General features: G+C 33.7%; 6 protein-coding genes. 1 reads left to right on the plus strand and 5 read right to left on the minus strand.

Annotated features, from left to right (window positions below):
- Positions 1–6: 6 nt before the first annotated feature.
- Together BLW23_RS09260 and BLW23_RS09265 are read right to left on the minus strand one after the other, a co-directional pair.
- Positions 7–666, minus strand: coding sequence for an ABC transporter ATP-binding protein (locus tag BLW23_RS09260; protein WP_093669086.1), 660 nt, complete (start codon positions 664–666; stop codon positions 7–9).
- A 92-nt stretch (positions 667–758) separates the two neighbouring features.
- Complete coding sequence (locus tag BLW23_RS09265; RefSeq protein ID WP_093669088.1) at positions 759–3,245, minus strand: DUF5916 domain-containing protein; 2,487 nt, start codon at positions 3,243–3,245, stop codon at positions 759–761.
- A gap of 247 nt (positions 3,246–3,492) precedes the next feature.
- On the opposite strand from BLW23_RS09265, the gene sucC reads away from it, so the two are divergent.
- Positions 3,493–4,695 (plus strand): ADP-forming succinate--CoA ligase subunit beta, encoded by a 1,203-nt coding sequence (sucC, locus tag BLW23_RS09270; RefSeq protein ID WP_093669090.1) that lies wholly within the window; start codon positions 3,493–3,495, stop codon positions 4,693–4,695.
- 246 nt (positions 4,696–4,941) lie between these two features.
- Here the strand turns inward: sucC and BLW23_RS09275 are convergent, their stop codons facing one another.
- The 3 genes from BLW23_RS09275 to BLW23_RS09285 form a co-directional block, all read right to left on the minus strand.
- Positions 4,942–6,198 carry a transposase gene (locus BLW23_RS09275; protein ID WP_093668298.1) on the minus strand — a complete coding sequence of 419 codons (1,257 nt, stop codon included), beginning with the start codon at positions 6,196–6,198 and terminating at the stop codon, positions 4,942–4,944.
- Positions 6,199–6,429: 231 nt separating this feature from the next.
- Complete coding sequence (gene uvrB, locus BLW23_RS09280) at positions 6,430–8,421, minus strand: excinuclease ABC subunit UvrB (RefSeq protein WP_093669092.1); 1,992 nt, start codon at positions 8,419–8,421, stop codon at positions 6,430–6,432.
- 64 nt (positions 8,422–8,485) lie between these two features.
- Positions 8,486–13,027: a T9SS type B sorting domain-containing protein gene (locus BLW23_RS09285; RefSeq protein ID WP_093669094.1), complete on the minus strand. Its 4,542-nt coding sequence runs from the start codon at positions 13,025–13,027 to the stop codon at positions 8,486–8,488.
- Positions 13,028–13,042: the final 15 nt, after the last annotated feature.

The raw sequence follows: 13,042 nt of genomic DNA on the forward strand, positions 1-13,042 counted from the left end.
TTACAATTAAATTATAACACCATCTTTCATAACTAACTTTCTGTCTGCCATCGTCGCTAATTCGTTATTATGTGTAACAATTACAAATGTTTGTCCAAATGAATCTCTTAGTTTAAAAAAAAGTTCGTGCAGGTTTTCGGCAGAGCTAGAGTCAAGGTTACCGCTAGGTTCATCAGCAAGAATAACAGCAGGATCATTGATAAGCGCTCGAGCAACCGCTACTCTTTGTTGTTCTCCTCCTGATAATTCATTCGGTTTATGATTTTCCCTATGAGACAAACCTAAAAAATTCAATAGTTCTTTTGCCTTTTTTTCAGTTTCTGCTTTTCCTTTTTTTGCAATAAAAGCAGGAATGCAAACATTTTCAAGAGCTGTGAACTCGGGAAGTAGCTGGTGAAATTGAAAAATGAAGCCAATGTGTTTATTTCTAAATAATGAGATTTCCTTATCTTTTAGGTTTTTTACTGATTTTTCATTTATTGTTAGAGAAAAATCTTTTTGATCATCAGGCGAATCAAGAGTACCTAAAATTTGAAGTAGTGTCGTTTTTCCAGCTCCTGAGGGACCAACAATTGCAATGACTTCCCCTTTTTCAATATGCAGATTTACTCCTTTTAAAATCTCTACACTATCGTAACTTTTATGAATGTTTTCAGCACTGATCATAACAAAAATCTTATAAGACGAATGTATAAAAAAGAAAGGAGATATAGTCTATCATCAGCGTATATCTCCTTTAATAATTTCTTTAAATAATTTTACAATATATTTTTTAGGTTGTTATAATCTATAAAGTAAACAAGTCTGAGTGAAAAAGTATGTTGCATGTCTTGTTCAAATAATCTGCTTAAATTATCGGCAAACCCAATATCCGCTGGAGCGAAATTATCACTTGGGTTAATTGAATTTCTGTAAAAAGCAATTAACTGACTACCAGGGGCAAATTGCCAAACATAGTTTAAATCAATATTCCAGCTATTAAAATTACGGTTATGGTCTTCATTATAAATACTGGTAACTAGGTTTCCGTTGGTTTCATCTAAGCTATAAAAATTATTATTATAATAAGGAACCTTACTCCAATTATGCCTAAAACTTAGAGATAAAGAAGAAAGTGCACTAAAACTATATTTTCCCGTAAGTGTATTATTGTATGTTGTCCAGTCTCTTTCTCCGAAAATAATATCATCTTTTATAGATGTGTATTGAGGGTTGTCATCAACATAACTCTCACTGATTTTTCTGACATAACCTTGATCTCTATTAGTTTGGCTGTATCTAAAGCCATATACTAATGAGAAACGATTATTAAAGCGATATCTTGGTGCAAATCGGAATCCGTATCCTTCTTTAGGATTGTCTCTAAAGAAATTGTAAAACCAATTATAGTCGACTGCAAACTTTTTTCTGTAGTCAGTCGATCCCCAGTGATTAATATTGATTCTTTGTGGGGCTTTGAAGTAAATTCCACTTAGAGTGCCTTGTCTTGGCTCAAAGAAGTCTTTTCTTTCGGTGCTAAAATTTAAGTTTCCTCCGAAACCAAATCTTTTTTTGGTTTGAGACCAAAAGGATAATCCTCCATTAGCGCCAACATAGGTTCCTGGATTGTGTAAAAAGTTTACATTATAATAGAAGTTTACACCATAGTTATTAAAAATTCCTTTGGGTTGTAATAATCGATAGCCTAAAAAACCATAAATTCTTTGTCGATTATTTCTAAAAAATATACCGAAGTCATTTGGGTCGAAGTCTTTATTTTCAAAATTATATCCTATTTCTCCTCTCCAATTCCCAGCATGTTTACCAATACTTGTATCAAAAGTATAACCTGCACTTGGCTTTGTGTCGTCATCGGAGAGATGACTCATGCGAAATGAACCATCAATATTATAGGTACTTTTCTTATCTTCAATGTGCCATAAAACTCCTGATGTATTTGCATCTCTAAATTCACCAACTCGAGTTACATTTGTGTTTATTAATGTTACTGAAGAGTTTTGATTGAATTGTTGATCCAATACAATAATATTATAATTTGAAAATGGATTTGTTACCAGAGTTCTGGTTTCATTCGTAACTTTATTTTTGACTGTAGCTTCTGTTTTGTCAGTAATGGCATTAAAAAAACCGATACCAAGTCCTTTTTTGGTTCGCCCAGATATTTTTACAGCGTTCAGCATGTCAACCTTGTTAGGAGAATCAATGATTTCTTCATCATCGGTTATTTGATCCTTAACTTTGAATTGATCTATAGGACTACCTCCAATTCTCCTTGAATAGAATAAACCTCCTTTCGTAAAAAGTTCTGTCCCTTCTGTGAAAAATTGACGTTGTTCAGTGAATTGTTGCTCAAAAGGACCAAGATTTAAAACAACATTGTCAAAGGCAGCTTGCCCGAAATCAGGTATAAGAGTTGCATCTAATGTGAAGTTTTCGGTAATACCATATTTAATATCCATTCCTACGCTCCAATCAAAACTATTTTCGCTTTTGTTACTTATCACTGTAGAAGACGCGTAAGGATACAATGTTAAACGGGTAGGTGGTTTTATATCTTTTAAATTTTCAAGAAGGCCATCATATTGAGTCCATCTCCCAACTTGATTATCCACATGGTTCCAAGTAAATTGGGCATTTAAGTTTTGAACTCGTCTGTGAAAGTTAATTCCCCAAGACTGAACTGGTTCATTAGCAAACCTAAGTGCTCTATATGGAATTTTCATTTCAACAATCCATGCATTTTCGGTAAAGCGAACACTACTGTCCCAAACAGCACTCCAATTAAAGTCTTCATTTCCGTTCGAAACTTTTGCATCCGCCTGCACTCCTGAACTAGTTACAATAAATTGAAAAGGATTTTGACCGTCATCATTTGGGTTAATAGTCATCAAGAAGAAATCGGCATTTCCAATATTATCTCTATTTGTAAACTCTGCAGGAATTTTACTTGGATCGGGAGCTTCCATTTCAGCACTAACATAAATTGCTTTATCGTCATAGACGAGTTTTACCTTAGTTTTGTGAGTATTAGGTTCGGGCTTACCATTGTCTGGACGCCACATGATAAAGTCAGAGGCTTTTTCGGCCTTATTCCAGGCATCATCATCGATTTTTCCATCTATTTTCGGAGCTTTAGAAACTCTAATAGCGGAAATTTTTTTCCGATCAGCATTTAATGTCTGCGCTTTTGATAGGCGTGGTATAACCAAAAACACTAGCGACAGAAATACAAAATTGTTACGCATAGTTGATTGAATGTAGTGAAATGCTAAATTATTTATGAATTCCTCAATGGATTCATAAAATGTTGTTAATTACTGTAAAGACACGTTAAAAATTGCATCGTTACGATTAAAGTGTTAAAAAAATGTGAAAAAATAAAACACTGAACAGAATATTAATTGTTATAAATCCAGTAAAATAAACTGTAATTTATGATGTTTTACAAATTGAATTTGTATTTTTGTTCGACTTTAAAAACATTCTTATCTAATGAACTTACACGAATATCAAGGTAAAGAAATTTTAAGCAGTTTTGGCGTTCGTACGCAACGCGGAATTGTAGTAAATACTCCAGAAGAAGCTGTTGAAGCAGCAAAGAAACTGACTGAAGAAACAGGAACTGGTTGGCATGTAATAAAAGCTCAAATTCACGCCGGTGGACGTGGAAAAGGAGGTGGAGTGAAGTTAGCAAAGAACTTAGATGAGGTAAATAGTATTTCTAATGATATTTTAGGAATGATGTTGATTACTCCTCAAACTTCAGCAGAAGGAAAATTGGTAAATCAAGTTTTAATTGCTGAGGATGTTTATTATCCTGGTGATAGTGAACCTAATGAGTTTTATATGTCGGTTTTATTAAACCGTGCTTCAGGTAAGAATATGATTATGTATTCTACAGAAGGAGGTATGGATATTGAAGCGGTAGCAGAAGAAACTCCACACTTAATATTTACAGAGGAAGTTGATCCAACAACTGGATTATTGCCTTTCCAAGCTCGTAAGATTGCCTTTAATTTAGGATTATCGGGAGCTGCATTTAAGGATATGACTAAATTTGTAACAGCTTTATACACTGCTTACGTAAAATCAGATTCTTCTTTATTCGAAATTAACCCAGTATTAAAAACATCTGATGATAAAATTTTAGCAGTTGATGCTAAAGTTTCTTTAGATGAAAATGCTTTGTATCGTCATAAAGATTATGCTGAAATGCGTGATTTACGTGAGGAAAATCCAATTGAAGTGGAAGCAAAAGCTGCTGGATTAAACTACGTTGATTTAGACGGAAATGTTGGATGTATGGTAAACGGTGCTGGTTTAGCAATGGGTACTATGGATTTAATTAAGCAAGCAGGAGGAGAGCCAGCTAACTTTTTAGATGTAGGAGGTACTGCAGATGCTCAACGTGTTGAAACTGCATTTGGTATTATTCTAAAAGACCCTAATGTAAAAGCTATTTTAGTAAACATTTTTGGTGGTATTGTGCGTTGTGATCGCGTTGCCCAAGGTGTTGTTGATGCTTACAAAAGCATGGGAGATAAAATAAACGTGCCAATTATTTGTCGTTTACAAGGAACGAATGCAAAAGAAGCAAAAGAATTAATAGATAACAGTGGAATGGAAATTATCTCAGCAACTGAGTTCCAAGAAGCTGCTGATAAAGTACAAGAAGTACTTCAAGTAAAGGCTTAATTGCCGCAATTAATTCTTAGTTAGATAAATAGAATCCCCTCATTGTAAAATGAGGGGATTTGTGTTTTAATCGATATAGGCACTTTCAGAAAACAGTCTATTTTTTAAAATACATTGAAAATAGAGGATAAAATTATATAAATTCTATCCTCTATTTCTGTTTAAAAGAGGTTTTATTGATTGAATCTCCTAAAAACGTACCTACAAGACGTAGCTCTCCCATGAAAAAAATACTAAGATTTTATTTTAGGCTATTTGTTGGTCTGTTTGAGCTATTTTTCTTCGACCAATTTCTAATGCATTTCCTGTGTGTATACCAAAGAATATCCATAGAATTTCATTCTTTTTTGTTTTGGCTTTTATTTTCCGTAGGTGATAATGTTCTTTATCCTTACCAAAAGAGCCTTCTAATCTTGTTGCTCTTTCTTTAGCAATGATAGCCCTAAGTTGCTTTTTCTCTTTATGATTTTTAGGTTTTCTACCCTTGGGGATAAAGTCTGTCTGTATGGTTTTTGAGCTACTATATGTTCTGTTTTTATTGGTAGCATAAATTTTATCTCCACCGGCTACTTTTACCTTTTTTCGAGTTAACCCTTGCGCTTTTTGAACTGTTTGTATAAAACGGTTTCCTTCGTGAAACGCATTAAAATTAATATGTTCTATAAAGCTAATTCCATCAATTTGAACTTTGTTAACTTTTGCTCCAAACTCAACAGGCTTTACTTCTTTTCCGCGAACAATAGGACGGATATAATCCTTATGAATACTTACAATTCTATCTTTGATTTTTTCTCCTGTATCAAAATGATCTTTTTGTTGTTTGTAAATTCTTTGGATTGTGTCGATTCGCTTATAATACAAGGGCTTAAACTCGATATTGTAGGCCTTGGATAATTCCTTTTCAAAATCGATAAACTTACTTAATAGCTTCAGTAAAGCTCGGGTTAATGAAGTACGTTTAGACTTGGTTTTTCTTCGCATTTTACTAAATCCTTGGTAACGTTTTTTCCACTTGTTATATCTACTTCTGATCATCTTAGTTCCTAAGATGGAGCAAGTTTTACGTAATTGATTGTACAACCAGTGAACAGATTCCCAAAGTAATTTCTGGATGGTAGGATAACGAACTTCACTTTCGTAACAAGTAGCATCCATTACGATTTGGTCGGTACTATCAATATGATTTTTCCAAGAATTAAAAAGAACTTTTTCTACTAAATTAATATCTAGTTTCTCTGCTAATTCACAACGTATTTGACTTATTATTTTATAGTTTGTTAAACGTTCAAAACCTAATTCTATATCGCAGAAAAATTGATAGTCTAAATTTGAGTTGAGTTGTTCAATCATTTTCCTATCCGAACAATTGGCATAATGCTTTAAAAACATCAAGCCAAGTCTTCCTTTAGGGCTAAAAAGATAGTTACGCCCTTTTTTTTGTTCAGTAATATTTAAAGTAGTAACCAAGTCATCCCAATCAATAGCAGAATAGATTTTGCCCAAATCTCCCTCTAAAAAACGTGTGTAATGAGCATCATAATTCTCACTGAGGGGAAAAAATTGAAATGCGGTGTTGCATTTCAGAAATTCTTCGTATTTTCATAATTACACAAATGGAAACCCCGTTTTTTACCTTTTTTGGTGATTTTCGGGGTTTATTATGAATATAAGATACAACAAAACCCTCGTAAAAACAAGGGTTTAGCTATTTTATGACAGTGCCGATATAAATAATTATTTCAAGTTTCTTTTCAATAAATCTATCTCATCCCTCAACTGCGCAGCAACAATAAAATCAAGAGCTTTGGCAGCTTCTTCCATTTGTTTACGTTTGTTCCTTATGCGTTTTTCAATTTCTTCCTTTGGTAAATATTCTAAGTCTTGTTCTGCCGCTTTTTGTGCTGCATTATCATATTGATATGTAGTAATGGACTTTTTAGATAGTGTGTCGTCTATTTTTTTCTTAATTTGTGTAGGAGTAATATTGTTTTTGGTATTGTAATTAATTTGCTTTTCTCTTCGACGATTGGTTTCATCAATAGTCAATTGCATACTTTTGGTTACTTTGTCAGCATACATAATTGCTTTACCATTTACATTTCTTGCAGCTCTACCCACAGTTTGAGTTAGTGAACGATGACTACGAAGGAAGCCTTCTTTGTCGGCATCTAAAATTGTTACTAAAGAAACTTCTGGAAGGTCAAGTCCTTCACGCAGTAGGTTGACTCCAATTAAAACATCGAACAATCCTTTTCTCAAATCTTGCATGATCTCAACTCTTTCTAAAGTGTCTACATCGGAATGTATATAACGACAACGGATTTGAATTCTTGTTAAGTATTTGGCAAGTTCTTCTGCCATTCTTTTAGTTAGAGTTGTCACTAAAGTTCGTTCGTCTTTTTCTACACGAATCTGAATTTCTTCTATAAGATCGTCTATTTGATTTTGACTTGGTCTTATTTCTATTTCTGGGTCAAGTAAACCGGTAGGTCGTATAACTTGTTCTACAAACAAGCCTTCCGTTTTTTGTAATTCATAGTCTGCAGGAGTAGCAGAAACGTAAATTACTTGGTTTTGTAAAACCTCAAATTCTTCAAATTTCAAAGGGCGGTTGTCCATTGCCGCAGGTAATCTGAATCCATATTCCACTAGGTTTTCCTTTCTGCTTCGGTCACCTCCATACATGGCATGAACTTGTGGTACAGTAACATGACTTTCATCAATAACCATAATGTAGTCTTCAGGGAAATAATCTAATAAGCAGAAGGGTCTAGTTCCTGCCTCTCGACCATCTAAATAGCGAGAATAGTTTTCAATACCAGAGCAATACCCCAATTCTCGAATCATTTCCAAGTCAAATTCAGTTCGTTCTTTAAGACGCTTGGCTTCAAGATGCTTTCCTATTTCTTTAAAATAATCAAATTGCTTTACTAAGTCATCTTGAATTTGATGAATTGCATTTTGTAAAACATCAGGAGATGTTACAAACAGGTTCGCTGGATAGATATTTAAACTATCCAATCGAGAAATTGTGTCATTACTTTCAATGTCAAAAGTTTCAATTTCTTCAATTTCATCACCAAAAAAGTGAATTCGATATCCACTATCACCATAAGAAGGGTAAATTGTAACAACATCACCTTTTACCTTAAAAGTTCCACTTTTAATTTCTACTTCTGTTCTAGCGTACAAACTAGTAACTAACTGATGTAAGAATTTAGTTCTTGAAATAGGTTGGTCAACTTCAATCGTAATAACATTTTTCTTAAATTCTATTGGATTTCCAATACCATATAAACAGGAAACAGAAGCAACAACTAAAACATCTCTTCTCCCAGATAAAAGAGAAGAGGAGGTGCTAATTCTTAACCTTTCAATTTCATCATTAATAGAAAGATCTTTTTCTATATACGTCCCAGTGACAGGAATATAGGCTTCCGGTTGATAATAATCATAATATGAAACGAAATATTCAACTGCATTATTAGGAAAGAATTGTTTGAACTCTGAGTACAACTGCGCTGCTAAAGTTTTATTATGAGCCAATACCAAAGTGGGTCTGTTAACTTCTGCAATTACATTTGCTACTGAAAAAGTTTTCCCTGATCCAGTAACACCTAGTAGGGTTTGATATTTCTCATCGTTAACAATTCCTTGAGCTAATTGTTTTATTGCTTGAGGTTGATCCCCCGTAGGTTTAAAATCAGATTGTAGTTCGAAATTCATATAACAAAAATACGGATAGTTTTACTTCAAAACTATCCGTATTTTTTAAACTTTTTATTAGAGTTTACTTTCTTAGTAAAGAGAAATGACCATTATGGAAATAGTCTTTTCCTTTTTTATCAGTTAAGTGAATCTTAAACCAATAATCTCCTGAGGAAAGTGTGTTCCCGTTGAAGGTACCATCCCAACCGTCACCATCAACAGGTATGGTGGCAACTGGCTTTCCGTATCTATCGAATATATAAATATTACTAGTTGGATAAAAGCTAGAATTAGCACCCTTTACTTTCCAAGTATCATTGTAGCCATCATTATTTGGTGTCAAGAACTTTGGATATTGAATAACGGATATCGTAAGACTAGCATCCGGTGAACAACCATTTTTATCATTAACAATTACAGTGTAAATTCCACCTGTAATATCAGTGAATAAAGATTCATCCTGAAAAGAGTTTTGATTTCCTGTTTCATCTAGTAAAGAGAATTGATAGTCTCCAATACCTAAATTATTATTTTCTGTAACTATTTTAATTGAGTAGGTGTCTAGACCATTATTGTTGGTATCGTCAACAACGACAATATCATCCTCATTTAGAGTTGGGTTTATCGATTCGTTAACTGTGATTTCGATATTTCTTTCACAATTAGTTCCGTCTTTCATGATCGCCTTAACAACATAAATACCTCCTTCGGTAACATCCAAATAAGACTCATTACTTAAAATAGTATTATTCCCTTTCAGTCTCCATTCATAATCGTAATCGGCCATTGGGTTTAAAGACTCTAATCGAGTTTGAGGATTGTTCAAACAAACAATTACAGGTGAATCAACGGTGAAATTAGGTAATGGATTTATGATAATATTAAAACTCAAATTATCATTTACACATCCAGTTTGATTGTTTACAACACGAACGAAAATTTCTTGATTGTTATTTAAATTTTCATAAGTACTACTGTTGATTGTGTTACTACCTGATTGAGCATCTTCTGAATTTGCATGAAATGTAACGGAATAGTTGGCATGATCTGAAGTAGTGTAATTCGCTAAAATTTCGGGAATTTTAGTTTGAAGTGAGACATCGCCATTAATACCATTTGCGTCATCATTACTGCTATCCGTAGTATTATCGCAATCTACGTAGTTGTTTATATTTAAAGGGATATTGGGTTCTGGGTAAATAACCAGTTGCAAAGTTGAAATACCATACCTACACCCTGATGTTGTATTTAAAATACTAATATATATGATTTCAGTTGCGGGATCATCACTGGTTAAATTTGCAGGGAAGTTGGTAGTTAATGGATCGTTGGAATAATTTGTTTTAGATAGAGGATTGGTTCCATCAAGGGCATCTTGCGCTGTTTTGTGATAACTAACTTCAAATTGACTGGCGTCTCTACCATTTAAAACATCTAAATCTCTATCGCCTAGTGATATGTTTTGAGCAAGTCTATTTCTAGGATCACTATCACTCGATGTAGGAATGTCACATACATCCAAATTGGGTATAGAATTAGAAATTGTGGGTAACGGGTGAATAACGATCTTAAAAGATACATGGTCGTTAAAACAGCCTGTATTATTGTTTTCAATTCTTACATATATTGTTTGGTTGTCTCTAACTGTATTTGTGAAATTTGTATCATTGGCGATGGCGTTGTTGTTAGCGTTTGCATCAGCAGGGCTTGTGTGAAAAGATACTGTATAGTCTAAAGGTGACAAAGATCCAAGAATAGAGTTCACCTGACCTCTAAGGTTAATTCCAATATTTATTCCATCATCAAAAGCTCCACTAAGGAAATCATCACAAAATTCTAAGTCGTTAACATTATTGGCAGAAGGAACAGCGTCTACGTTAAGGGTAATATGGTGTCCTAAACCTAGGCAATCATTATCCAAATCACTATCGACACGGACATAAATTAATTGGGTGTTTGGAGAATTTATATTCCTGAAATTAGAAATGTCTTGAATAGCATTTTGTTCAGCAAGAGCATCTGTTTCATTTTCATAATAGGTGACATTAATCTGTTGCCCTGTAGCCGTAAACATACTTCTTATTTCGGTATCTACTGAGCTAAAATTAAAACTCGTTATACCATCAGTATCACTGTTCGTAGCAGAATTATTTCCGTTAACATCTAAATAATCATCACATGCGTTAAAAGTTCTTTGAAAAGTAGAAGGGATTCCTGTTGTGGAAACGGTTAAGTTTACTTCTGAAATTTTCATACATCCGTTAACGGTTGTTACCGTTGCCCAAACTTTATCGGAGGTAGCTGTTGTGTTTCTATAAACCGTAGGATTGGAAATAGGAGAAATGTTGTTTTGAGCATTGTTTAATGATTCGTAGAAAACAAAAGTCTCATTTTGAAAGTTACTTGAAATATCACTTCTAGCTTCTTCCAAATTAAAATCAGCAAAAGCATCAGTATTATCATCACATTGTTTTAATTCAACAATAGTATTGATGTTTGGAACAGCATTTACAATTAAATTGAAAGAAACAGATGAGTCATTGCAGGCCACATTGGTGTTATTTTCCACTCTGACATAAATCGTTTGTGTATTCGCCATTTCATTCCTGAAAGGAGTGTTCTTGTCAATAATATCAGTTGTATTATCAGTTTGTGCTCCAATTAAGGTCCTATGATAAGTGATGGAGTATAATGTAGCGTTCAAACTTCCTAATATTTCTGAATCTTTAGTGTTTAGAATAAAGTTGTTGTAAAAACCATCCATGTCTCCACCATTGACTATGTCATCACAAACTTCATAATTTGTAGGACTTTGAGGAGTAGGACTTCCAGTAATACTTAGGTTGAATGTTTTTATATCGTAACATGCGCCTGGAGCAATTATATTATGCATTCTTGCATATATTGTTTGATTGCTAAATGCTATTTGATTTGTATAAGGATTTGCCAAAGCATTCGTATTATTGTCAGCATCATTTTGGTTTAGAAAATAGGCTACTTCGAATATTGTGTTACTCTGACCATTTAAAACTTGCGGAGTGACATCATTTTGAAGATCAAAAGAATTAAATCCATCATTGTCAAGATCACAAAAGTTTATATCGTTGGGTTGTGAAGCAGCTGTTGCTTCGTAAACTTCAATTTTAAAAACACCTTCTTGCTCAATAGTATTACCACAGTCATCGGTGCGGGTTACAATCAACTTATATTCACCAGCATCATTCGTTGTTAATGGTCCTAAATTGAGTGCAATATTATTAGAAATGGTAGATGTTGTAGTGCCATTGTTAAAAATCCATTCGTAAGTAACATTTGTTCCAGATACAGGATCGGGAGCTATGGTTTTAGAGTCTCCAATACAAAATTGTAAATCTTGATTGTTAACAGTAGTACCAGTAGTCTCATCTTTGATTTCGATCGGAAGTAATAACGAAGAAATAAAAGGAGGTAACCCTTGAGTAGATTTTCTTCCATTTAAATCAATCGCATCAATTGTGAAAATTACATCATCTGCATCAGAGTCGGGATTCTCTATAACATCAAGGTGAGTTGTAAAACCAGCAGGAGTACTATAAGTTTGAGGTATGGTAGCGTATATTTTTCCATCAGGTCCTAATTGCAAGGCTCCTCTAAAACCATTTTGTTGATGAATTAATTCTTTGGTACCAACAACATTCGTTTGAGTTAAATCAAATTGAAAAAGTTTATAAGTACTCGGAGTATTAATATCATCAGTAAAGAAAGCTGTAGTCGAAATATAGAGTTTTTGAGAGTTTCTAGAAAATTCAACACCATAAGGTTCGCTATCAATAAAGTTCGTAAGAGATGTTCCATCACTAGCTACTTGTCCTGTAGTATTGTTAAATGAGAACAGTAATGATTGATTGTTTCCTTGGTTTGCTACAGCTAATTTTGTTCCATCCGGAGACAGCTTTAGGTAACCTCTTCGAGAAAGGTTAGTAGTTATATTCGAAACAACTGGAGTTAAATCAATTCCATTTTCGGTTATTTTATATGCATAAAATTGAGTGCTTGTTGAAGATACTACCCAAAAAGTATTACACTCTGTACTCCTTACAGCAGCAACTTTTTCAGTCCAATCGTCTTGATTTCCTTGCGATAAGTTTAGAAAAAAGCCACCATTTCCGTTTTCATCAATTAGCTCTCCAAGCCCTGAATTTAATGACATATCAATGGTATACACATTGAATCCTTGTGCAGGCTCAATAATATTACCATTGAGATCCCTGTCTGGACCATCATCAACTGTAAATAGATAATAAATACTGGTTGAATTTGGTTTAGGAATAATCATTCCCGATTGGCTACTCGAAGGGTTACCCTTTAAATTATTTGCAAGGTTACCATTCGAGTATTTCATTACGTTGTGGTTTTTATCCCAAACAGTAATACCATCTGAATAAAATAATAGGTTACCATTAGCATTGGAGAAAGATGAGCAGCCTTCGAGGGTGTTTAAAACACCGTTTGTAATTCCCGTTGGAGGTACTGTATTAAAGTCGATTCCTGCATTTTCTCCAAAGTACCAAATATTAGCTTCTTTTTGAGCGTAGGTAAAAAATGATATAAATAAAGTTAGTGTTAGTAATTGTAGTTTTCTCATTGTTAGTATATCTTC

It is taken from the genome of Tenacibaculum sp. MAR_2009_124 (genome assembly GCF_900105455.1).
Taxonomy (GTDB): domain Bacteria; phylum Bacteroidota; class Bacteroidia; order Flavobacteriales; family Flavobacteriaceae; genus Polaribacter.